18 protein-coding genes are annotated in these 24,219 nt (G+C 64.5%); 7 read left to right on the top strand and 11 right to left on the bottom strand.

Going from position 1 to position 24,219, the window contains the following annotated elements; all coding sequences use genetic code 11:
• Window positions 1-65 precede the first annotated feature (65 nt).
• The 5 genes from B7G54_RS01550 to B7G54_RS01530 all read left to right on the top strand — a co-directional run bounded on the left by B7G54_RS01550 (window position 66) and on the right by B7G54_RS01530 (window position 5,829).
• A complete protein-coding gene (locus B7G54_RS01550) occupies window positions 66-1,376 on the top strand; it encodes an MFS transporter (RefSeq protein WP_085037443.1) in 1,311 nt (436 codons plus the stop codon).
• A gap of 129 nt (window positions 1,377-1,505) precedes the next feature.
• On the top strand, window positions 1,506-2,939 hold the full coding sequence (locus B7G54_RS01545; protein WP_085037442.1) for an aminotransferase-like domain-containing protein: 1,434 nt from the start codon (window positions 1,506-1,508) through the stop codon (window positions 2,937-2,939).
• A gap of 102 nt (window positions 2,940-3,041) precedes the next feature.
• Window positions 3,042-3,437 carry a hypothetical protein gene (locus B7G54_RS01540; RefSeq protein WP_085037441.1) on the top strand — a complete coding sequence of 132 codons (396 nt, stop codon included), beginning with the start codon at window positions 3,042-3,044 and terminating at the stop codon, window positions 3,435-3,437.
• Between the two features lie 179 nt (window positions 3,438-3,616).
• Entirely contained in the window at window positions 3,617-5,401 is a 1,785-nt protein-coding gene (locus B7G54_RS01535) for a nitrite/sulfite reductase (protein WP_085037440.1), read from the top strand.
• A complete protein-coding gene (locus tag B7G54_RS01530; RefSeq protein ID WP_085037439.1) occupies window positions 5,398-5,829 on the top strand; it encodes a DUF934 domain-containing protein in 432 nt (143 codons plus the stop codon). Before B7G54_RS01535 ends, B7G54_RS01530 begins: the two co-directional genes overlap by 4 nt.
• 78 nt (window positions 5,830-5,907) lie before the next feature.
• On the opposite strand, the gene B7G54_RS01525 is transcribed toward B7G54_RS01530, so the two are convergent.
• The 4 genes from B7G54_RS01525 to B7G54_RS01505 all read right to left on the bottom strand — a co-directional run bounded on the left by B7G54_RS01525 (window position 5,908) and on the right by B7G54_RS01505 (window position 11,639).
• Window positions 5,908-7,191: a virulence factor family protein gene (locus B7G54_RS01525; protein ID WP_085037438.1), complete on the bottom strand. Its 1,284-nt coding sequence runs from the start codon at window positions 7,189-7,191 to the stop codon at window positions 5,908-5,910.
• The gene (gene mprF / locus B7G54_RS01520) at window positions 7,188-9,782 is read right to left on the bottom strand and encodes a bifunctional lysylphosphatidylglycerol flippase/synthetase MprF (protein WP_085037437.1); all 2,595 of its coding nucleotides are present in this window, start codon (window positions 9,780-9,782) and stop codon (window positions 7,188-7,190) included. Before mprF ends, B7G54_RS01525 begins: the two co-directional genes overlap by 4 nt.
• Window positions 9,783-10,209: 427 nt before the next feature.
• Complete coding sequence (locus tag B7G54_RS01510) at window positions 10,210-10,644, bottom strand: hypothetical protein (protein WP_085037436.1); 435 nt, start codon at window positions 10,642-10,644, stop codon at window positions 10,210-10,212.
• 80 nt (window positions 10,645-10,724) lie between these two features.
• Complete coding sequence (locus tag B7G54_RS01505) at window positions 10,725-11,639, bottom strand: LysR family transcriptional regulator (RefSeq protein ID WP_085037927.1); 915 nt, start codon at window positions 11,637-11,639, stop codon at window positions 10,725-10,727.
• A gap of 95 nt (window positions 11,640-11,734) precedes the next feature.
• Here B7G54_RS01505 and B7G54_RS01500 point away from each other — a divergent pair, with 95 nt between their 5' ends.
• Together B7G54_RS01500 and B7G54_RS01495 are read left to right on the top strand one after the other, a co-directional pair.
• On the top strand, window positions 11,735-12,172 hold the full coding sequence (locus B7G54_RS01500) for a GlcG/HbpS family heme-binding protein (protein WP_085037435.1): 438 nt from the start codon (window positions 11,735-11,737) through the stop codon (window positions 12,170-12,172).
• Between the two features lie 4 nt (window positions 12,173-12,176).
• Entirely contained in the window at window positions 12,177-12,953 is a 777-nt protein-coding gene (locus B7G54_RS01495; protein ID WP_085037434.1) for an SDR family oxidoreductase, read from the top strand.
• 191 nt (window positions 12,954-13,144) lie between these two features.
• On the opposite strand, the gene icmH is transcribed toward B7G54_RS01495, so the two are convergent.
• From icmH to B7G54_RS38485, 7 genes are all read right to left on the bottom strand, one after another.
• Window positions 13,145-14,359, bottom strand: a complete 1,215-nt coding sequence (gene icmH, locus B7G54_RS01490) for a type IVB secretion system protein IcmH/DotU (RefSeq protein WP_085037433.1) — start codon at window positions 14,357-14,359, stop codon at window positions 13,145-13,147.
• Between the two features lie 18 nt (window positions 14,360-14,377).
• Window positions 14,378-18,487 (bottom strand): type VI secretion system membrane subunit TssM, encoded by a 4,110-nt coding sequence (gene tssM / locus B7G54_RS01485; RefSeq protein WP_085037432.1) that lies wholly within the window; start codon window positions 18,485-18,487, stop codon window positions 14,378-14,380.
• 25 nt (window positions 18,488-18,512) lie between these two features.
• The gene (gene tssL / locus B7G54_RS01480; protein WP_279628043.1) at window positions 18,513-19,727 is read right to left on the bottom strand and encodes a type VI secretion system protein TssL, long form; all 1,215 of its coding nucleotides are present in this window, start codon (window positions 19,725-19,727) and stop codon (window positions 18,513-18,515) included.
• A gap of 224 nt (window positions 19,728-19,951) precedes the next feature.
• Window positions 19,952-20,200, bottom strand: coding sequence for a PAAR domain-containing protein (locus B7G54_RS01475; RefSeq protein WP_085037430.1), 249 nt, complete (start codon window positions 20,198-20,200; stop codon window positions 19,952-19,954).
• A 140-nt stretch (window positions 20,201-20,340) separates the two neighbouring features.
• Complete coding sequence (locus B7G54_RS01470) at window positions 20,341-21,315, bottom strand: hypothetical protein (RefSeq protein WP_133059132.1); 975 nt, start codon at window positions 21,313-21,315, stop codon at window positions 20,341-20,343.
• A 40-nt stretch (window positions 21,316-21,355) separates the two neighbouring features.
• Window positions 21,356-22,330 (bottom strand): hypothetical protein, encoded by a 975-nt coding sequence (locus B7G54_RS01465; RefSeq protein WP_133059131.1) that lies wholly within the window; start codon window positions 22,328-22,330, stop codon window positions 21,356-21,358.
• Window positions 22,282-24,219: a M12 family metallo-peptidase gene (locus B7G54_RS38485; RefSeq protein ID WP_133059130.1), complete on the bottom strand. Its 1,938-nt coding sequence runs from the start codon at window positions 24,217-24,219 to the stop codon at window positions 22,282-22,284. Before B7G54_RS38485 ends, B7G54_RS01465 begins: the two co-directional genes overlap by 49 nt.

The raw sequence follows: 24,219 nt of genomic DNA, 5'->3' as shown, positions 1-24,219 counted from the left end.
CATCGCGGCGGCCGGCGCAGCGGATCGCCGGCCGCCCGTCACGACATTCCGCGCGGAGACCCTCCATGCCACGCATCCGATGGGCCATGATCCTGATGTGCTTCCTGGCCAACGTCATCAACTTCATCGACCGCGCGAACCTCGCGATCGCAGCACCCAGCATCCGCGCCGACCTCGGCCTCGACGCGGTCGGCATGGGGCTCGTGCTGAGCGCGTTCTTCTGGACCTACGCGTTCCTGCAGTTGCCGGCCGGCTGGTTCATCGACAAGGTCGGCGTGCGCGTGAGCCTCGCGCTCGCGGTCGGCTGGTGGTCGGTGTTCACCGTCGCGACGGGCGCCGCGCGCGGCCTCACGCAGCTCGTCGGCGTGCGCCTGATGCTCGGCGTCGGCGAAGCGGCGGCGATCCCGTCGTTCGCGAAGGTCGCGTTCAACTGGTTCCCGCGCAGCGAACGCGGGCTCGCGAGCAGCATCTTCGACAGCGGCTCGCGGGTCGGCTCCGCGCTGTCGCTGCCGCTCGTCGCATGGCTGATCTCGATCGTCGGCTGGCGCGGGTCGTTCGTGATCACGGGCGGCATCGGCATCGTGTGGGCACTGGCATGGTGGTTCATCTATCGCGACCCGGAACGCTATCGCGCGATCGCGCCCGATGCCGTCGATGCACTGCTCGCACAGCGCGGCGTGCCGACCGTTGCGGCCGCAACCGATGGCCCGAAGGTGTCGTGGCTCGACCTGTTCCGCTACCGCACCGTGTGGGGCATGATGATCGGCCTGTTCTGCCTGAACTTCGCGATCTACTTCTTCATCACGTGGTTCCCGAGCTACCTGCTGCAGTCGCGCGGCTTCTCGCTCACGTCGCTCGGCACGTGGGGCATGCTGCCCGCGCTGCTCGCGATTCCGGGCGGCTGGCTCGGCGGCTACGTGTCGGACAGCCTGTTCCGCCGCGGCTGGAGCGCGACCGCCGCGCGCAAGACCTGCCTCGTGATCGGCATGCTGCTGTCTTCGTCGATCGCGCTGTCCGCGTTCGTCGAGAACGTGTGGGCCTGCCTCGGCCTGTTCGCGCTGGCTTATGCGAGCCTGTCGTTCGCGGGCGCCAACGTGTGGACGCTCGTCGGCGAAGTCGCGCCGACACCGGCGCATGTCGCGTCGCTCGGCGGCATCCAGAACTTCGCGGGCAATCTCGCGGGGATCTTCATCACGACGTTCACGGGCGTGATGCTGTCGATCACGAAGGGCTCGTTCGTCGTGCCGCTCGCGGTGGCCGGCGCGTTGTGCGTGGTCGGCGCGCTGTCGTACCTGTTCATCGTCGGCAAGGTCGAGCCGTTGCCGCCGCTGCGCGGCGGTGCGAACCCGCAGAACGTCGAGCCGAACGCGGCCTGACGCAGCAGGAAAGCGCGGCCGACGCGCCTGCGCTTTCCTTTTCGGGCCGCGCATCGGACAATGAGCCGCGCCCGCCGGCGCGGCGCCACTCCGGCCCGCGCGTGGCGACGGCACGCGCCACCCTCGCCGATGAAACGCTACGAAACCCTCGCCCACACGATCGCCGACGACATCCGCAACGGCAACCTTGCCGTCGGCACGCGCCTGCCGTCGCTGCGGCAGATCATCGCGCAGCACGGTGTGAGCCAGTCGACGGTGTTTCGCGCGTACTACCTGCTCGAACAGTGGGGGCTGATCCGCGCACGCGAACGCTCGGGCTACTACGTCGCGCCGGGCGCAACGCCGGAGGCGAGCCCGGCTGCCAGGCGCCGCGCGGGACAGGCCGGCGCCACGCGCAAGGTCGACATCAGCAGCCTCGTGTTCTCCGTCCTCGACGCGGCCACGCAACCCGGCATCGTGCCGCTCGGCTCCGCCTTCCCGTCGCCGCAACTGTTTCCGCTGCCGCGTCTCGCGAAATCGCTCGCGCAGGCCACGCGGCTCGTCAACCCGTGGAGCACGGTCGTCGACCTGCCGCCCGGCAACGAGGCGCTGCGCCAGCAGATCGCACGGCGCTATCTCGCGACGGGCATCTCGCAGCCGATCGACGAGATCGTCGTCACGAACGGCGCGCTCGAAGCGCTGAACCTGTGCCTGATGGCCGTCACGCGGCCCGGCGACGTCGTGGCCGTCGAAGCGCCCGGCTTCTATGCGGCGCTGCAGGCGATCGAGCGGCTCGACCTGCGCGCGGTGGAGATTCCCGTCGACCCACGCACGGGCCTCGATCTCGATGCGCTCGCGAACGCACTCGACCGGCACGACATCCGCGCGTGCTGGTTCATGACCAATTTCCAGAATCCGACCGGCGTCACGCTATCCACCGAAAAAAAGTGCGCGCTCGTCGAGTTGCTCGCGGCGCGCGACGTGCCGCTGATCGAGGACGACGTGTACGGCGAGCTGCACTTCGGCCCCGACTATCCGCTGCCCGCGCGCGCGTTCGACCGGCACGGCCTCGTGATGCACTGCAGTTCGTTCTCGAAGACGCTCGCGCCCGGCTACCGGATCGGCTGGGCCGCCGCCGGCAGGTTCGCGGAGAAGGTGCAGCGGCTCAAGCTGATGACGACGCTGTCGGCCAGCGTTCCCGCGCAGGCCGGCATCGCGAACTATCTCGAGCACGGCGGCTACGACCGGCATTTGCGCAAGCTGCGCGGTGCGCTGCACACGCAGCTCGACCGGATGGACGACGCGCTGCGGCGCTGGCTGCCGGCCGGCGTCGAGTGGGTGCGGCCCGAAGGCGGCTACTTCCTGTGGCTCGCGTTTCCCGACGCGATCGACGCGATGGAGCTGCATCGCCAGGCGATCGCACGCGGGATCAGCTTCGCGCCGGGGCCGCTGTTTTCGGCCGCGCACGGCTTCGAGCGGTGCGTGCGCGTGAACTTCGGCCATCCGTGGAGCGGCGACATCGAGCGCGCGATCCGCGTGCTCGGCGAACTCGTCGCGCAGCCTTCGGTCCGCAAGGGCGGTTGAATCGCGCACGATGTCGATGGTGTGCACTGCCTGCGTTGCGGCGATGCACGCAATCCACGCGCGGGTTACAGTGCGGATCCCGCCGCCCCTTCACGGTTTCCCATGAGTCAACTGCCCTACCTCGATCACGACGCGCTGCTGAAACTGACGGCTGAAGCCGCGCACGTCACGCAGCCGTGCACCTGCACGAAAACGCCGCTCGCCGGATGGACGACCCTGCCGCTGTCGCTGCAGGACGCGCAACTGACCGAAATCGCCACGCTCGCGCCGCCCGGCGAAACGGAGCCGACCTACGCCGAATATCATCCGGGCGGCACGCGCTACGCGTCGGACGATGCGCCGATCGCACTGCGCCATTTCCCGTACAACCGCTGCACCGTCAACCGCTGCCGCTCGTGCGGCCGCCTGTTCCTGCGCTACCAGGAAGGCGGCGGCTACTTCATCGACCAGCGCATCCGCGCGCTCGATCCGGCGCTCGTCGTCGACGCCGACGCATAAACACCCGCCACGCACCCGCGCCGGCGTCACGCTGGCCATCTGCTGCGCCTTTTTCGTCCCGATCTGCTGCTTGTCCCGCCGCACCGCGTTCCCTACGCTGTCTCCGGTTGCCTGACATCCGTCGCAACGTCTCTCCCGAGCCGCGCGCTTCAGCCGCGGCTCCTCTCGCGTATCACGTCATGTATCGATATACCGTTTTCGACCGGGCGCTCGTGCACAGCCGCGCCGCCCAGTTTCGCGACCAGCTCGAACGCTGGCAGCACGGCACGCTGAGCGAAGACGCGTTCCGGCCGCTGCGCCTGCAGAACGGCTGGTACGTGCAGCGCCACGCGCCGATGCTGCGCGTCGCCGTACCGTACGGGGAACTGTCGAGCGCGCAGCTGCGCGTGCTCGCGCGGATCGCCCGCGACTACGACGTGCCGGACGACGCCACCTACCGCGCCGCATCCGACGCGCAGGCCTTGCTCGGCACGCTGCGCCTGCCGACCCGCAGCGCGCACTTCACGACGCGCACCAACGTGCAGTTCAACTGGATTCCGCTCACGAAAGCGGCCGATGTGATGGACCTGCTCGCGACCGTCGACATGCACGGGATCCAGACGAGCGGCAACTGCATTCGCAATATCTCGTGCGACGAACGCGCGGGCGTCGCGCCGGACGAGATCGCCGATCCGCGCCCGTTCGCCGAAGTGATGCGCCAGTGGACGACGCTGCATCCCGAGTTCGCGTTCCTGCCGCGCAAGTTCAAGATCGCGATCACCGGCGCGGCCGAAGACCGCGCGGCCACCGACTGGCACGACGTCGGGCTGAAGCTCGTGCGCAACGACGCGGGCGAACTCGGCTTTCGCGTGAGCGTCGGCGGCGGGATGGGCCGCACGCCGATGATCGCGACACTGCTGCGCGCGTTCCTGCCCTGGCAGCACGTGATGAACTACATCGAGGCGATCGTCCGCGTGTACAACCGCTACGGACGGCGCGACAACAAGTACAAGGCGCGCATCAAGATCCTCGTGAAGACCGAGGGGCAGCGCTACATCGACGACGTCGAGGAGGAGTTCCGCCAGATCGTCGATCACGACGGCGGGCTGCACACGATTCCGCAGGTCGAATTCGACCGCGTCGCCGCGTCGTTCGTCCCGCCGCGGCTCAAGCCGCGCACGGCCAGCCTGCGCGATGCGAACCAGCGCATGTCCGCCCAGGCGGCCCGCCATCCGGCTTTCGCGCGCTGGCTCGCACGCAATGTCGCCGGCCACCGCGACCCGGCGCTGCGCATCGTCACGCTGTCGTTCAAGCGCCGCTTGCAGGCACCGGGCGACGCATCGCCCGACCAGCTCGACGCGCTCGCCGATCTCGCCGACCGCTTCTCGGCCGGCGAGGCGCGCGTCACGCATACGCAGAACGTCGTGCTGCCGTGGGTGCATGTCGACGACCTGTTCCTGCTGTGGGAAAACGCGCGTGCGATCGGGCTGGCCAGCGCGAACGTCGGACTCCTGACGGACATGATCGCGTGCCCGGGCGGCGACTTCTGCGCGCTCGCGAATGCACGCTCGATCCCGATCGCCGATGCGATCGCCGAGCGCTTCCAGGATCTCGACATGCTGCACGACGTCGGCGACATCGACCTGCACATCAGCGGCTGCATCAACTCGTGCGGCCACCATCACAGCGGCCACCTCGGCATCCTCGGCGTCGACAAGGACGGCGCGGAGTGGTACCAGGTCACGCTCGGCGGCTCGGACGGCTCGACCGCAAGCGGCCCCGCGCGGCCGGGCAAGGTGATCGGCCCGTCGTTTTCGGCGGACGAGATCGTCGATGTCGTCGATGCGATCGTCAACGCGTATCTCGACGCACGGATCGACGACGACGGCCGCAGCGAGCGATTCATCGACACCGTCCGCCGCATCGGCACGGAACCCTTCAAGGCCGCCGCGAACGACGCGCGCCATCAGATGGAGCACGCATGAACCAAGCGCACCCGACCGCACGCATCCGGCTGCTGACGCCGGCCGAACACACCGGCGACACACAGCAGCAAGATGCCGCGACGCTGACGATCGGCAACGACGAGGAACTGCCGCCGCTCGCTGCTCGAATCGCGCAGGCGGCGCGCATCGATCTGGCGTTTCCGTCGTTCACCGATGGCCGCGCGTACAGTCAGGCGTACCTGCTGCGCAAGCGCTACGGCTTCGCCGGCGACCTGCGCGCGACCGGCGACGTGCTGGTCGACCAGTTGCTGCTGATGGAGCGCACGGGCTTTTCGAGCGCGGTGCTCGGTGACGGCACGGACATCGCTGCCGCGCGGCGGCAGCTCGACCGGTTCCCGGGCTTCTATCAGCACGATGCACGAACGGCGATGCCGCAGCCGAACGCGGCAACGCCAGCCGGAAAATGAAACGGGCGGCCCGCAGGCCGCCCGCAAGATGATCCGGAAGCTGCCGGCCGGCGCCCGCCGCGAAGCGGGCGCCGGCGTTCAGCGCGCCGCCACCGGCTTGCCGAACGCGCCGAGAATCTTCTTCTCGAGCGCGATGTAGTCGCGGCCGAAGTGGTGATCGCCCTGCGTCTTGATCACGTCCGCACCCGTATTCACGAGTGCCGGGCACATCGTGTCCTTCTCTTCCGCGCCATAGAAGCACTGCACGAGCTGCGGCGGCACCTTCGCGATTTCCGGCGCGACCTTCAGCGCCTTGTCGCTTGCGGGCATGCCGAGCCAGCCCGTCACCCGGATCTGGAAATCGGCGGACGGCGCGAAGCCGAGCAGCGACATCACGGCGACCTTGTCGCGCAGGTCGGCCGGCAGCCGGTTGTACGCGAACGGCATCACGTCGGCGCCGAACGAGTAGCCGACCAGCGCCACGCGATTCGCATGCCAGCGCGCCATGTAGGTGCGCATCACGCGCGCGAGATCGCGGCTCACCTGAGCCGGCGGCTTCTCGCTCCAGAAATAGCGCAGGCTGTCGATGCCGACCACCGACACGCCGTCGCGCTGCAGCGCCTCGGCGATCGTCTTGTCGAGATCGCGCCAGCCGCCGTCGCCCGAGATCACGATCGCAAGCTGGCCGCTGCCGCCCTTGGCCGGCAGCTCGACGAGCGGCAGGTCCGACACGTCGAGCTCGTCGCCGCTGCTGGTGGCGTCCCGCAGATGCGACGTGACGAGCGACACGAGCTTCGCGGAATCGCCCGCGGCCGCCGTTTCGACGAAGCCCGGCATCGCGCGGCGCACGATCGTCGGATCGGGCGGGCACGGCTTGAAGCGCGCATCGAGCTTCGCCGCCGGCTGGACCGATACGACGCCGGCGATCGTGTTCTCCGGCGCCATCGACAGGATCTGCTTCGCGATCGCACCGCCCTGGCCCACGCCCGCGACGATCGGCGTGAAGTAGCGCGACGATTGCGCAAGGCGTTCGAGCTGGTGGCTGACCGCTTCGGCGTCGCCGTCGAGGTGGTGGCAGGTCTCCTGCTTCGCGGCGAGATTCGTCGCATAACGCTCCGAATCGACGCCAACCGTCATCGCGCCGGCCTTGGCGAGCGCATCGGCGGCCTGCTGGTCGGCCGCATTCCAGCCGGCCTCGCGCGAGAACAGCACGACGAAGCCACGCAGCGGCCCGCTGGGTTGGGTCACGGTCACGGGCCCATAGCGGCCGCCCGATACGGTTTCGGTCTTCACTGCGGCCGGCTGCGCGGCGCACGCGGCGCCGGCCAGCATCATTCCCGCGCAGGCGGCTGCCGCCCGCGCGATACCCTTCGTCAACATCATGAACGCCGACCTCCAGCCAGCAATGACAGATCCGCGAGCGTGACGAACATGCCGACCGAACCCGAGGCCGCGAGGTAGCGCGGCTCCCAGTGCGGTTCGAACTTGCTCTTGAATGCACGCAAGCCGCGGAAGTTGTAGAAGCGGCCGCCGAAGCGCCACACCATCAACCCGACCCGGTGCAACGGCGACGGCATCTTCGCCGCCCCCATCCCCGAGAACGGCGCGATGCCCAGGCTCAGCTTGCGGAAGCCCGCTTCCTTCAAATGCAGCGCGAGCTGCGTAAACAGATATTCCATCGCGTACGGCGATGCGTCCGGCAGGTGGCGCATCACGCCGACCGTCGCCTCGGTGTTGAGGTCGGTCGTCATGAACGTGACGAACGCGATCGGCTTGTCGGCCTGCCGCACGAGCATCACCGACTGCGTCGCCAGATAGCCGTCGTGGAACGCGGCGACCGAGAAACTCTTCTCGCGCGCGTCGCGGCTGTCGAGCCAGCCGTCCGAGATGTCGCGCAGCGACGGCAGCGTGGCCGGCACGTCGCTCGGCGGGATCACCTCGACCGTCAGCGCGTCCTTGTCGCCACGGCGCAGCGCGTAGCGCAGGTGCGACCGGTTCGAACCCTTCAGGTCGAACTGGTCGAGCGCGATATGCGCCTCCTCGCCGAGCTTCATCAGCGTGAGCCCCGCGTCGAGATACAGCGGCAGCGCATTTGCACGCACCTGGTAGAACGCCGCTCGGCCACTGTGCGCGTGCGCGAGCGCGATGAACTTGCCGATCAGCGCCGGCCATTCCTCGCGCGGCCCGACCGGGTCGTGCAGCGCGGCCCACGTGCGACCGTACTTCGCGTACATCAGGAACGCCTGGCGCGATTCCGAGAACAGGAACGACTTGTCGCCCATCAGCGCGAGGCCCGCGTCGCTGCATTCCTGCGCGCGGATGATCCGTTCGGCATCCGACAGGTCCTGCTCCGCGGGTTTCACGAAACGGCCGGGCGCCGGGCGCAGCAGTTGCCACAGCGCGAACAGCGCGACGAACACGCCGGCCGCGAGCGTTGCGCGCAGCGCACGCGGCGCACGCGCGTCGAACGAGAAATGCGACCACAGCTCGCGCGTGTACGGCACGTCGCGGAATGCGAAGAACAGCACCCACACGGCCAGCATCAGCACCATCGCGACCGACACGAACCAGCTCACCGTGAAGCGCTCGGCAAGCAACGACGAATGGCGGTTGAAGCGGCGGCGGCTGACGAGCAGCAGCACCAGCAGCGTGCCGAGCACGCCGGCCTCGACGAACGCGAGGCCCTTCGCCAGCGACAGCGCGAGGCTGGCGAGCGTCAGCGCGAAAGTCATCCACCATGCGCCGTCGAGGCGCCGCAGCAGCCCGCGCGCGACGAACAGCAGCGCGACGCCGAGCACACTGCAGATCACCTGCGAGCCTTCGAGCACCCACAGCGGCACGAGGTGGCGCAGGATCGCGATCCGGTGCCAGAACGCAGGCGTCGCGCTCGAGATCACCAGCATCCCGCCGACCGCGAACGTCACGAGGCTCAGGAACACCGGCGCGAGCTGCGACACGCGCACGGCCTGCCGCGTCACGAGCCGGCGCCGCAGCGCGCGGCCTTCGAAGCCCGCCAGCAGGCCGGCCGACAGCACGAGCGGCACGCCGAAATAGATGGCGCGATACGCGATCAGCGCGGCGACCATCGCGTGCGGGGGCACTTCACGACCAAGCGTGAAGACCATCGCGGCTTCGAACACGCCGATCCCGCCCGGCGTATGGCCGATCATCCCGAGCAGCAACGCCGCGGCATAAACGGTAATGAAGGTCGGGAAGCCGACCGGCGCGACCGGCAGCAGCACCCAGAGCGTCAGGCCCGCCGCGACGACGTCGAGCACCGCATAGACGACCTGCGCGACGAGATCGCGCCGTGCCGGCACGTCGAACGACAGCCACTTGAAGCGCGTGACGACCGGGCGCGCGGTATTGCCGCACATCACGACCATCGCGGCCAGCACCACGAGCAGCGCCGCGCCGGTCCACGTCAGCACGCCGGGCGCGACGTGCAGCATCGCGGCGAGCGCCTCCGGCACGCAAACCATGCCGATCGCCGTCATCAACACCATTGCGAGCGCCAGCGTGCCGCTCGTGAACACCGTCATCCGGCCGATCTGCGCAGGCGTGACGCCCGACACGCCGTACACGCGGGCGCGGACCGCGCCGCCCGTCAGCGCGCCGAAGCCGGTCGCGTTACCGAGTGCGGACCCGGCGATCGCGCCGATCCACAACGCGACGCGCGGCACCTTCGCGCCGACATAGCGCAGGCCGACCGCGTCGCGTGCGACGAGCGCGAGATAACTGAGGGCCGTCGCGGCCAGCGAAGCGCCCCACTCGCCGGCGGACATGTGACGCAACTGGCGGATCACCGACCGGTAGTCGACGGATTCCGACAGGTGCTGGAAAACCACGATCAGCAGCAGGCCGATGCCGAGCGCGAGCAGCGGCGACAGCACACGCTCGTTGCGGATCAGCGCCCGGACACGGGCGATCACCGCCGCGGCGCGGCCGGGCGAACCAGAGTGGCGGGAAGACATAGATTGTTCAGTGGTGGTGCATAGCGTGTCGCGGCGCAAGACGGCCAGGCGGCGACGTATCTGGTTGTTCTGCGTGGGCGGCCGGCCGAAGGAAATGGCAGGCGGCGCCTGGATCAGAACTTACGAGTATACGGAATTTATATTACAGAATCTTTCGGGTTCGCATTGTGCGGTTTTGTGGCGCTTTGCACATCAAAATCGCATAAAAAATAGTGCGTCCGACAAACGCAAGGTGCGCATCATACCGGGAACCGGCGGGGTTTTTTCATCGGATGAATAGCCAATAGCGGAATTGGGGAAAATTCTCCCGGCCGGGCGGCGCGGGCGAGGACGAATTCACGGACTGGAACAGCCTTCTGAAATGGGGACTGATTGAACTGCGCGACAGGCGCCCACCGTGCCCCACTCCAGGAACACATGGCCTCGGTTACTCCGCCCGCGCATGCTCCCCCAAACCGATCGCCTTGTAGTCGTATGTCGGATAGAACTCCGTCCGGTACGCGCCCCATGCCGTATCCTCGAGCACGCGATTGACCTCGCGCAGCCGCGACGCCGGCAGCCGCAGCACGACGATCTGCCCGATCCCCATCGTCACGGTCCAGCTCACCACCTCCACGCCCGGCGGCGGAAACGCCTTGTAGAACCCCTGCTTCGCGAGCTGCGCATTCAGCTCGGCCAGCGGGCGCGACTGGTCGTGTTTCAGGAATACCGTGAGCAGTACCGCGTTGTCGGGCGTCGCGGCAGCCGAACCGGCCGGCACGGTCGACGCCTGGCCGATGGCCGGTGCGCTGCAGATCGCGGCGCCGGCCAGCGCTGCGGCAATTGCAAAGGTTCGAATCGGGAAATGCAGGAATACCGTCATGACGCGACTCCATGGCTTCGTAGCTGGAGCCGCCATCATGCGCCGCCGTGCAATTCGCTGCAGCCGGCCGGACGATGCGGTTACGCCGCGTCCGTGCCTTCTCGCTCGCGCAGCACGTCGATGAACGCGCGCAACTTGGCCGGCACGTGTTTTCGATTCACGTAGTAAAGCCACATCGGCGGCAGCGTGCGGCACGCACCGGGCAGCACCTCGACGAGCGTGCCGTCGCGCAAGTCCTGCTCGATCCGCTCGCGCATGAACGCGAACGCGATGCCGATGCCCGCGCGCGCCGCATCGATCACCGCGTCGGCATCGTTCGTCACGAACACGCCGTCCGGATCGAGATCGACGTCGCGTTGCCCGTCGTGCAACAGCCATTTGTGCAGGCGTCCGCTCTCCGAGAACCGGAAACGGATGCACGCATGCCGCTCGAGCTCGGCAATCGACGCCGGTGCACCATGCCGTGCCACGTAACCGGCCGACGCAACCAGCGCACACGTCAACGCCGGCGCGATCCGCACGCCGATCATGCCGGGCTGCAGCCGGTCGGCCAGGCGAATCCCCGCATCGAACCCGTCCTTCGCGATATCGACCAGCTCGTTCTCGTAGCGGATCTCGAGCCGGACTTTCGGATAGCGTTCGCGGAACGTGGCCAGCACCGGCGCGATCACGCGCGCACGCGCCAGCGGCAGCGCCGTCACGCGCAACAGCCCGTTCGGCTCGCTGCGCGCATCCTTCAGCTCGTCGCGTGCCTGCATGACCTGCCGGTACGCAGGCTCCGTCTGCCGCCAGTAGCCCTGGCCGGCTTCCGTCAGGCTCACACCGCGCGTGCTGCGGTTGAACAGCTTCACGTTCAGCTCGCCCTCGAGCTGCCCGATCGCCAGGCTGACGGCGGCCGGCGTCAGGCCGAGCGCGGCAGCGGCACGCGTGAAGTTGCCGGCCGTCGCGACGGTCATGAACACGTGCAGCCCGGCCATCGGATCGCGTCTGCTCATCATTAAAAAAACTTGAAACTCCTTCGAGCGGAATACGGATTCTCCCATATACCGCAACTGCCTACACTGGCACTGTCGCCCTACCGGAGCCTCGCATGAATCCGCTTACCGCCCCGCTGCCGCTCGCGGCCGCCCGCCGCACGATCGACGCGGCACTTGCGCATGCCGCATCGCTGCAGGTTGCCGGCATCGCCGTCGCCATCGTCGATGCCGGCGCGAACCTGCTCGCGTTCGCACGCACCGACGACTGCTTTCTCGGCGCGATCGATCTCGCGCAGCGCAAGGCACTGACGGCGGTCCGCTTCCGCGCATCGACCGGCGCCCTCGGTGCAATGTCGGGCGACGGTCCGCTGCGCGGCATCGAGCACAGCCACGGCGGGCTCGTCACGTTCGGCGGCGGCGAACCGCTCGTCGACGGCGACGGGCGCTGCGTCGGCGCAATCGGCATCTCGGGCGGCAGCGTCGACGAAGACACCGCGATCGCGCAGCACTGCCGCGACCGCTTTCCGGCAACGTTCCACTCCACAAGGTAAGCACATGGCACAGAAACGCATCCTCATCACCGGCGCGGGCACCGGCTTCGGCCGCGAAGTCGCGCTGCGCCTCGCCGAACGCGGTCACGACGTGACGGCCGGCGTACGCGTCACCGCTGAAATCGACGCTCTGACGGCCGCCGCCGCGCAGCGCGGCACCGCGCTGCGTGCGATCAAGCTCGACGTCACGTCGGCTCACGATCGCGCCCGCGCGGCCGATCTCGAGATCGACGTGCTCGTGAACAACGCGGGCGTCGGTGAAGCCGGCGCGCTGGTGGACCTGCCGATCGAGATCGTCCGCGAACTGTTCGATGTAAACCTGTTCGGGCCGCTCGAACTCACGCAGCAGATTGCGCGCGGGATGCTCGCGCGCCGGCACGGCAAGATCGTGTTCGTGTCGTCGATCGCCGGGTTGATCACGGGGCCGTTCACCGGCGCCTATTGCGCGTCGAAGCACGCAGTCGAATCGGTGGCCGAGGCGATGCAGGCGGAACTGGCGCCGCACGGCATCCGCGTCGCGGTCGTGAACCCCGGCCCGTATCGCACGGGCTTCAACGACCGGATGATGGAAACGATCCGGCGCTGGCACGATCCGGCCGTGCATACGGTGACGCCCGAGCGGCTGACGTTCCCGCTCGAACAGCACGACCCCGAGGAAATGATCGCGAAGATGGTCGACGTGATCGACAGCGACGGCGGCGCGTTCCGCAACCTGCTGCCGGCAGCGTCGGAAGCGTTCGTGCGCGCCGAGCAGGCGCATGCGTGGGAGCGGCAGCAATAAGAAGCGCCAATCAGATGAATTGCTGCGGGATGTTTGAATGTGCCAGGATTCTCAAACAGCTCCCACTGCGTGAGCCCCTGGTTTTTCCGCCCCCGGCGCGAAGGTACTCGTGACCGGGCCGGCGAACACGGCTATGCCGGTGATCTTGCTGAACGTTCGTTAGCGCAGAAATTAACGCTCGCAATCGAACGTCAATCCGTGATGGTCACTTCGACGCGACGATTTCTCGCCCTTCCGGACGCGGTAACGTTGTCCGCCAGCGAATCGGCATCGCCATTTCCCTCGACGACGATGCGCGGTGCCGGTACGCCAGCCGCAACGAGAATTTGGGCCACGTGCCGGGCCCGTGCTTCGGAAAGCGCGTGGTTAGATGCCTGACGTGTCGAATTGATCGGTGTGCTATCCGCATATCCTGCCACGCGGACGGTCGCGTCCTTGGTCACGGTCGCAATTTCCCGGCCGGCCGAAGCCGCGACCGAAGCGCACCATGGCGCCACCGTTGCATCGCCAGGCCCGAACATTCCGCTGAATCGGAGCGTCACGGCATTGCGCCCGGCGTCGCGAATCAGTTCGACATTCCCTGCCGCGACTTCATCGCGCAGCCGCCGTTCCAGATTGCGAGCCAGCGCATCGAGCGGCGACGCCGGTAGCTTCTGTTGCGTGCGAACCCAGCGGTCCACCGCGGCGTAGCCCCCGGCCCCGAGCAACAATGCAATCGCGAGACCGCCTGCGAACCTCGCTCGCGATCGCCTCACCGAAACAGGACGTGCCCACGGATCGACCGTCTGTCGCGGACGTTTCGGCGGCTCGCTGACGCGACTCACGCTCTGTCCACCCGTCATAACCACGTCGTGTACGTGTTCGCGAATGACCTGCAAGCGCTTTTGACCACCTGCTTCAAATCGGTACCGCCCGCGAAACCCGAGATCAAGTACGTTCTGGTACAACTCGATCAGATCGAGGTTTTCACGCGGATAGCGCATTGCCTCGTCGATCAGTCGAAACATCCGGTCGCCACCCTGGCGATCATGTCCGAACGCACTCGCCAGGCTGCTGTCCTGCCATTCAACGCCGGTTGCTTCGCCCTTTCCCCAAGACGTCTGCATCGCCGCCTCGTCGAGCGCGGAGCACAGACAATAGCTTGCGTACCGCACGTGCTCGGGTCGGACCTGGAGCTCACTGCAGATCCGGGTAAAGAGACGAACTTCGTGCCCCAGCCATCGACGCCACTGCGCGACAGCATCGGCATCGAGCATGCAAGGCGTATTGGCCAACGCCTGCAACAGGACGCGCGACGCTTCGAGCAGCGGGTTGATCGCCTGCTCCGCGGCCTTGAGTCGTGCGGCAACAGGCGGCGACGCCACGACCCTTGCGTCGCCCTGCGGATCGGATGTCGAAAGCGTCATCGATCGCTCCCTCCCGGTTCAGCGGGAAGCACGGCCAGCGCTTGCGGGCAACATGCCTCGCGGCAACCCCGGCGGCGGGCCGCTGTCCGGCAGGTTGAACGCGGCCATCGTGCTGGGGCACCGGAACGTCTTCAGCACGTCGCTCGTGAGCGGATTGGCGACGCTCCCGGCGCTCACGACGTCCAGCGCCGCTTGTCGACCGTCGAAACTGAACGCGACGCGCGTGCGGCCCGGCGTCGCCGTCTCCACCACGCGACCTTTCTGGAACAGGCGCATCAACGCCCACGGTCCGTCCGCCGCGATCGTCGACGTATCGGGCCGAATCCGCGGACTGGCCGTGATTTCCGTGTGGACGCCGCCGCGCGGCCCGGGCCACGTGACCGTGAAAGGCGCGACCGGACCGTGTTGATAGAGTGCCGTCTGTCCATCGATGTCGAGCGACAGGCTCATGATCGTCGGGTCGAGCTCGGGGATCCGGATGTCGGCCTTCCAGGTCAGTTGCTTGTGGCCGGGATCGTTGAAGAAGACGTCGCGGATGGCCTTCGCATGCTCGAACGGCCCCAGGTCCGGCCCTTGCATGGGTTCGGTCGCGCCAGGCAACGTCCGATAGCGCCAAGGCTTCGCGGCCGTGTCGACGAACGGAGCGAGCGTTTTCGTGAAGAAGTCGTCAATCAAGCCCCCGTGCGCAAATACCCGCGTGAAATCATCAATGCCGACGTCCCGCGTGCTGTCCGGTGAAAACGGATAGTTGCCCTCGACGATCAGCCGGCATGTATCGCCGACCACAGCCTGCATCTGGCGCGACAGCAGTTGGCCGATCCCCTGATTGACTTCGCGGGAACCGTCGGCGGCCAGCTGCAGCAATACCGCACGGAACGGCGCGGGCATCGTGTCGGCCGTCATTTTCAGTTTCGCGGCGACGTCGCTCGCCGGTGGCATGCTGTTGTTCGACAATGCATTGTCGGCAACGGTGAGCGCCGTGTAATAGTCGTTCAGCAGGTTGGTGACGCCGTCCAACCCCGTCTTGCCCGCCTGCGTGGCGACAGGTTGCGTATCGGACTGCGCATCCACGCTCCCTGTCACGACCTCACGCAGCGCGGCGAAGCGATTGTCGACGAGTTCCCGTTCAATCCGCTCCGACGCCCGAATGCCCAGCGCCTTGTCCGCCTTCTGATTGAGTTGATCGGCGGCGCGCTGCAGCAGCGAACCGTCCGACGCGGCAATCGGCTGTGTGAGCGTCGTCTCGTGAACGGCTGCGCGGGCAAGCCGCACCAGCGGCGAATCGGGCGCCGCGAAGCCGCGCAGCACCTTCAGATTGAATGCAAGGCTCGTACCGCTCACGGTCCGGATGTCGTCGAGAAACGCGTCCCACTGCTGCGCATATTCCATCAGGTATTCGCGGCGGACCGCGTCGGTCAACGCGTCGTCCGCACCGGTCGCGCCGCTCCCAATCTCAGCCGTTTTTTTTTGAGCCGAATCCGACGAACCCGCCAGATACGAGCGCCCCATCACCCACGCATCGTCGTCTCGCGCGATTTGCACGAATTCCGGCAATCGCTTGTCGAACAGGTTCCGATAGCCTTCGAACGTGAAGAGCCCCGACACGCCGCGCGACAACGGCGCGTCACTCGCCCGCGTGAACACCGTGCCGGCCTGCGGGCCGACCGCGCGCAGGAGCGTAAATTCGTCGGGTGCCTCCTTGAGCATGGCCGCCTTCGCGCGCTGATAAAGGCGATCGGTTGCGTTGCTGCCGTCGAGAAACGCGCGCGCCTGCTGCACCAGCGCATCGTTGCGGATCAGCGGCGACTGCACCACGCGCGCTCCGGAGAAAAGCTGCTGCACATGGTCGATCATCGACGCCCTTCCACCGAAAACCGCCGCACTGTCGGTCTTCGCCCAGTCGTCGAGTACCCAGGCCTTGACGTCATCTGCGTTGAACTTCGGCTTGTCGTACAGCATCAGGTAGACGCGCAGCGCATCGTAGGCGGCCTTCGGGTCCTTACCGGCGATCGCTCCGGACATGACGTCTTCCAGGCGGTGCACGATCTGCGGCAGCAGCAGGTTGTCCTCGAGCACGTCATACGCATGGCGGCTCTCGGTGGCAATGTCCCCTGGCGTATAGAGGCCATAGCGCCACGTAATATCCGGGCTCGACAGGTCCAGGCCGGGGAAGGCCGGCAGATCGCGCGCGTCGGTCAGCGTGTCCGGCACGGCCTCCGGTTTGGGTTCCTTGTAGAGCTGGGTGACGCGAGCCGTAAGCGCCTGCACCTTGTGGCCAACCGCATCGAGATAGCCGTTGTTGTGGCCGAAGCTCGCGCGGAGTCCGATTGCCAGCCACACGAACAACAACAGCGCCAATGTGTGGCCGATCAGGCGCGAGAGGCGAAAACGATATTCCCAGCGCAGGTTGGGGCTCACCAAGTGCGCTTCCGGGAACACAACGCGAGTCAGGAGGTCGTGCAGGAAGAAGCCTTGATTGCCCTCGGCACGCGCCGGCGAATCGGGAGCACGGCCGTGGGTCGACAGAAGACGTTGAACGACCGTACCGCGCTCGACAACGACCTCGCCATCCCGCTGCCGCGCACTCGTGAAATACACGCCGCGCAACGTCGAATGGAGCTGGGTATCGTCGTATCGTGAATCGAGAAACACGCGGTCGATCAGATCAAGCAGCGGTCCGAGCAGCGCAGAAAACTCCTCGGGCAGCGCTGCAAGCGATCGGCGCTTGCGCGAATCGTACTCATCCTGCAAATGCGTTTCGATCGAACCGCTGAGCCGTTGAGCGAGTTCAGCAAGTTCCGCGTGGCAGCGGGCGCGCAACCCCTCCTTCGCAACCGTTTCCTTGCCATACGGAAGCGTGAAGCCCCATGCCTGCGCCCTCCCCTCGGCTGTCAGCGCTCCGAAATACTCGGCGAAACCTGTCAGACGATCCATCTTCGTGACCATCACATAAACAGGAAAACGAATACCCAGCTCCTGCCTCAGTTCCGCCAGCCGCGCGCGCAATGCGGCAGCCTCCGCCACACGCGCCTGTTCGTCGGCGCTTGCCAATGTGGCAAGATCGATCGTCAGCAACGCGCCGTTGATCGGCGCGCGAGGCCGATACCGGCGCAGCATGCCCAGAAATCCCAGCCATTCCGCATGATCGACCTTCTGTCGACGTTCGCGTTTGCCTTCTCCAGGTGGAACGACATGGCTGCTGGCTACCGGCGGGGTCGCGGATTTCGATTGAGGCGCGTCGTCTTGCTTCGCATCGTTTGCAGTGCCTCCCACATCAGGCTGGGCATTGGCGCCGTCCTTGACCGGAACACCGGCAGCCGGCTTTCCCGCTTCCGGAACGGGGGGATCAATGTCTTCGGCCGTCGACATGCCATGACGCGTGTAGTAACCAGCCGTGTCGATCAACACCGCGTCATTGGTCAGCCACCAGTACACCGAGGCGGCGTCACCGGCAGGCGTCCCGACCGCACGCTGCATCTGCTCGGCAACGGGAAACGCCAACCCGCCGTTCATCAGTACGCTGGTCTTGCCGGACCCTTGCGAACCGAGCGTGAGGTACCAAGGCAGCTCGTACAAATAGCGCTTCCCCTGGAACAGTTTGCCAAGTCCGCGTGCGCCGGTACGCATCGATTTGAGGCGCGCGAGCGCGCTCGTCACGATCCCTTCGATTTTTCGCAAGCGGGGTGCGGCAGGCGATTCATCCTTACGGCGATTCATGCGTAGCATCTTCTTCATGAACGCATCGTCTTCGCGCATTTTTTGCCACACGCGGACGATCCAGAAGAGGATAAAAGCGGCCACGATCAGTGCGATCGCGGTGAGCCGGGCCGACACGGGCTCGAACGGCACCGTATGGCCGAGCGACAGCAGCGGCGCCGCATACCAGATCAGCAGGCACAGCAACGCGATAAACACGACGCTCGTCGACACGCCCGCGAGCCAGAGCAGCACACCGGCGAGCAACAGCGCGATCAGCAGCACGCGGATGCCGGCGCCGGCGAGCGGCTTGAGCCCGCCGAATGCGAAAAACGGGCCGACGAACCAGATCACGAGTGAAACGACGATCAGTGCGAGGAGCGCGAGGAACTGGCGCGAAGCCAGAAACGACAGGAACTGGAACTTCTTCATGTGTTATTCCGGAAACGGATCTGGCTTAGCGTGCGACGTCGATCTCGACGCGCCGGTTTTGTGCGCGCCCCTGCGCGGTGCGGTTGTCGCCGACCGGATCGGCATCGCCCTTGCCGACGGCTTCGAGCCGGTTCGCTGGCACCCCGGCGGTTTGCAGCATCTGCATGACCTGGGTGGCGCGTTCTTCCGACAGCATCTGATTCGATGCGAAATGTCGGCTGCGAATCGGCACGTTGTCCGTGTAGCCGATGATCGTTACCTTGCCCGGTACCTTGGCGATCTCTGCGGCGATCTTTGAAATGAGCGGATTCATCGATACCCGAACCGAGGCGCCGCCGGGCTTGAACATCGCGTCGCCGCGGAACGTGACGGCGCTGTGGCGGGCATCCTCGTCGACACTTACCGTGCCGGCCGCGATTTCGTCCTTGAGCAACTGTTTGAGGTGCAGTTGTGGAGGCGGTGCAGGCGGCGGCGTCATGCGGACGATGTCGGCAATCTGCTTCTGGACGTCCGCGCTGCGGCTGAACAGTTCGTACTTGAACCATCCGAACAGCCCGAGCAGGATGACCGACAGGACCGTGACGGTGATCCATACCGGAAAATCGGTGAATGACAGACGCTTGCCAGTCGCGGCCGATTGCCAGCGAGGCGATAGCGTCAGCGGCACGGGATCGCGCTGCGACGTGATCACGTTATAGAGCCGCTGGCGAATCGCATCGTGCTTGCGCTTGCCGTCGGTCATGTCCCGGTAGCGGCCTTGGAAACCGAGACTGAGAATGCGGTAGATCACTTGCAGCAAGTCTCGATGCTCATCGGGATCCTCCAGCAACCGGCCGATCAATAGATAGACCTTGTCGCCGCCGTCGACGTCCCGATGATATGTCGATGCGAGGCTCGACTGCACCCATATCGCCACACGCGATTGATCCTGCGCCCAAGCTGTCTGCATCGCCGCCTCATCAAGTGCCGTGCAGAGGCAATAGCTGGCCCCGATCATATGATCGCGCCGAACATTTGCCTGCACGCAGAGTTTTTCGAACTCTGTGACTTCGTGCTCCAGCAATTCCTGCAGCCGCTCCACCGCAATGGAAGACAGTGAATCGGGCATGTCCGCAAGTGCCCGCAGCAGCACGCGCGACGCCTCGAGCAGCGGGTTCGTCGCCGACAGGATGAGACACAGCCTGTGTTCCGAGCTTTCTCCGGAATGGATCGGCCTCTCCAGTTCTCCTGGATTCTCCAGTGTGTCCGCTCCGTTCGTCACCACGCCTGTTCCTTCATGTTTTTCCCTCCCAAATGCCGCTGTCTGGCTTCAATGCCACACAGGGCGTCATTTCGTCTTCCACTAATGGACGCGCTCATCGTGTTCGAAAATTTCATCGCCACGTTCGCGCACTACCGTATCGGCATGCAGCGAACGAACAGCCACTGCAGACGCGCAGATTCCGGTGTTGTCGCGTAACCTCGCTATAAACTCGAAATAAGATGGCAACCACATGTGCCGCGATGCCCAGCGCGAGCAAGAGGGCGACCTTCGTCGAGCATGTATTCGTCACCTTCCTCGATCACGTTCGGCTGCACGTCAGGATGCTGCGGACATTCGATTAAATCTCCCTTTCTGGCAAGCGGAATGCTGTCGTAGTCAGCCGTATAGGACGCGGTTATTACCCTGCCGCCATGATCAGTCGCGTCGCCAAGGCGAATGAAATTGATCATGAAATGTTCTCTCGATTTTTTTGCAGCGACGGCTCTCGCAAAGCATCAGGACCAGACAAACGAGCCATCGGCAGTTTAGGTGTCAATTTGTAAATCTCATGCTGTTCGCGTTGTTGGAATGGCCTGACCGGAAAATTCGCTCAATCAGATGTGACTGGATACGGCTCGTCCGTCACGGTGTAGCCGCGGTCACGCAGTTTCTCCTTGACCAGGTCACGTTGTTCCTTCGTGTACGTGGTCTGATCCTTGATCTTGAAAGGCAGGTCGAGATTGAGCGTCTTGGCAATGATGTTGAGCGCGTAATCACGAGCACGGCAATAGCGCTCTTCGTCCGGTGTCATGGACTGCTCACCGCCCCTAGGCAAATACATGCGAATTCCGATGTCGTCGAGCGGCATCGGATCATTAAGCACGGGGATCAGTACCGGTACAAACTTCGGGATACGCCAAGCCTGGAAGTCGTAGAAGACACGCAAGAAGTTTGACTTGGCTTGCGGGTATTTCGTGCCGAGCTCATAGGCCATGCGCTCCGTGCTCCCTGGATCGCCCAGCAGAGCCAATCCGAGAATTGCCCCCTGACGGGCGTTTAGGCCCTTTGCCTGCAGATACGGCTTGATGTCCGCAACGCGCTGCTCAACGGGCACATCCATCTGCGCCATAGTCAGCAGAAGATCTTTATCCCTCTCATCCTGCAGCGGCTTCAAGCGTGCCCTGAGGATGGGATAGGCTTCCGGGCGCGGATTCTCTATAAGTCCGTATACGGTTTCTCGCCAGCCACCGTGAAAATCCTTTGCCATCAGCATCGCGGACGCCGACGTGCGAATCTGACGCAAGCAGTGATACATGAAATTCGCCGTCGCGGAATCCAGGTTTTTTGTATCAAGAACCATATTGATTTCTGGAATGGCTGCGTCCTTATGGTTTTGACAATATCGCAGTGCGTCATCCCATTTCCCTTGCTTGATCAGGCTTGCCAATGTCGTCACGGCCTCTCTCTCCGTGACAGATGTAGTTGACGTTGGAACGCCTTGAGCAATTGCAACACCCACCGCTCCCAGCGACAGACTTAGGCAAACAAGCCATTTCCAGTTCTGGCGTCGATTCGTGAATTTCATGTCATTGGACTTGTTGGAATGATCTGATCGGAAAATTTTCTCAATCAGATGTGGCCGGATATGGCTCGTCCGTCACGGTGTAGCCACGGTCCCGCAGCTTCTGCTTGACCAAGTCACGTTGTTCCTTCGTGTACGTGGTCTGATCCTTGATCTTGAAAGGCAGGTCGAGATTGAGCGTCTTCACAATAATGTTCAGCGCATAGTCACGAGCACGGCAATAGCGCTCTTCGTCAGGCGTCGTGGATTGCTCGCCGCCTCCAGGCAGGTACATGCGAATACCGATGTCATTGAGTGGCATCGGGTCATTAAGCACGGGGATCAGTGCCGGTACGAATTTTGGGATGCGCCAGGCTCGGAAATCGTAGAAAACACGCAAGAAGTTTGACTTGGCTTGCGGGTATTTCGTGCCGAGCTCATAGGCCATGCGCTCCGTGCTCCCTGGATCGCCCAGCAGAGCCAATCCGAGAATTGCTCCCTGACGGGCATCTAGGTCTTTTGCATGCAGATACGGCTTGACGTCCGCAACGCGCTGCTCAACGGGCACATCCATCTGCGCCATAGTCAGCAGAAGATCTTTATCCCTCTCATCCTTCGGCGACTTCAAGCGTGCCTTGAGGATGGGGTAGGCCTCCGGGCGCGGGTTCTCGATAAGGCCATACGCATTTTCTCGGCCACCTCGATTGAATCCCTCTGCCAATCGGACAGCCGCTCCAGCCGTGCGAATCTGGCGCAGACAGTGATACATGAAATTCTCAAGTGTGCCATTTAATCGAGGCGTGGCCAGCACGGCATTGATTTCGGGAATGGCCGCATCCTTATGGTTGTGGCAGTACTGCAGTGCGTCATCCCATTTCTCTTGCTTGATCAGGTTTTCTAATGTCGCCATGGTCTTACTCTCCAAGACAGATGTAGTTGACGCCGGAACACCTTGAGCAATTGCAACACCCACCGCTCCCAGCGACAGAATCAAGCAAACAAACCATTTCCAGTTTCGGTATTGCTTCGTGAGTTCCATGCTGTCGTCCTTGTTTGAATGACCTGATTGAGCATCGCGACGCCGCGTGCAGTTACGATCTCGGAAAAGTTAGCCGAGGAAATGATCTTCGGCACCACCTTGCAGCAGAGCATTTTTCCGCCTACAAGCCACCCGTTTCCAATGTTGATCTGACGGCCGCGCTGCCTAACGTTCGGTGCTAGCGGATCGATATTTCCTAGACTGGTGTAGACATACATCAAACTACGACGGGACCAGTAGTCCTGCATGGCATGGTCTTCCGGATGTTGAGGCGGAAATGGCAGGTTATCGCCTTGCGAATGTGCCGTGCCGGGGTGCCACAACCCCAGGAAATGGCCGATTTCATGAGCGAAGGTCTGCACCAATTCATCGTGTGTAGACGAATGGCCGCCATGCATCTGCTCAGCAGCCACCAATGCCGTATTCTTCGCCCCCCAACCGATACCGCCGCCAATCATGGCGTTCACGACGTACATATTCAGATGGCCGGCCTTACGATTCAAACCGGTCACATCGGTGAACTCGTTGATAGCCCCTTGGACGGTCATCACCCCCGCTTGATTCAAATCAATGGTGTCGTCAAGCCATTGTGTGACCTGAAAGCGAACACCGGCTGCGCGCCAAATGTCGTTGATGCTGTCGAAGATCGGCTCGATCTTCGAGCGCTGCAGCGACGGGGGGACACGCGGAATTTCAGGATGCCCCTTCTGCCCGATGGCGACCAGATGAACTGCCACCGCCACCTCGATAGGGTCGTAGACTTCCACATGCAACCGGTGCAAGACCAAACCGTCAGGGCTGCCATAGCGAACCTCAATGGCCGCTGTATTGGGCGCCGCGACCTTGCCGCCCCCTCCTACGCCTAACAATTCAACAACATCGTCCACAAGCTGGCGAACCTTCACCACTGCTTCATCGCTACTCTTGAGAAACAGCGGCGCACCAACCGCGACATGTACGCGTACCATCCGCACCTGAATGGTTTCCCCTGCCATCAGGCTCACCACAGGCCCGGCACGACCATCCACAAAACCTCGCTCGTCCAGTTCCGGTTGCAGTGGATTGAATTGCCCGGGATCCTGGCGAACAAAGCGAACCGGAACGAATCGGTGCCCGTGGTAGATCTCGCGCATGAGCGGCTGAGGTGCTGCTGCCGGACCGGCTTTGGCTAGCGATTTCCCTCCGGCTGGCGTTGATGGCGGTACGGCGCATGGAATCATCGTACCCGGCGGGGCCTCGCCGCCGCCTGTCGCCAGATTCACGACGAAGTCGGGATGAAACCGCTTGATCGTCGAACTGGACAAATCACGGTGAAAACCATATTGCTGGCTCGTATCGATACTGTCACCGACAATCTCATGGCGTTCGATTTCCCCGTTGGGCACCATCCCGCTGTCCACCTGGAATTGCAGAATCGCATTCTCGATCTCGACATGATCCAGCTTGTCGTCGGGCACTTGATTCAGACCATTGAATCGATACGGCTTGTCGTAGTAGCCCATGATCATCAGGCGCCGCTTGGCACCTTGTATGCCCATCGCTGTTGCGCCGTCGGTGGCTTCGTCAGCGCTATAGTCGCGCGGGCGCAGTTGGATCATGGTTCCAAGGATCTGGAGTTCCCCGGTCAGGCCAGGCTGCAGGCCCGGCAGCAGAATCTGCCCGTTCGGCTCCGTCTGGCCTTCGATGTCGGGCTGACCGGGAATACGCAGCTTGTACGGTATACCCGCTAACGCACGGTCTGCCACGTCACCCGTTATGCCGGGATAGGCTTGGAAGTAAATGCGCAGCGGGCCTTTCGGCAGTACGACTTTGCACACCGCACCGCCTGACTTCAGCGTCAGGTTCGGTTGAGGTGTAGACGGCTTTTTGTTAGTTCGATGATTCGCCAT

The organism is Burkholderia puraquae (assembly GCF_002099195.1).
Lineage (GTDB): Bacteria > Pseudomonadota > Gammaproteobacteria > Burkholderiales > Burkholderiaceae > Burkholderia > Burkholderia puraquae.
Note: the sequence above shows the minus strand (reverse complement) of the source record. Positions and strands in the feature narration are given on the sequence as shown.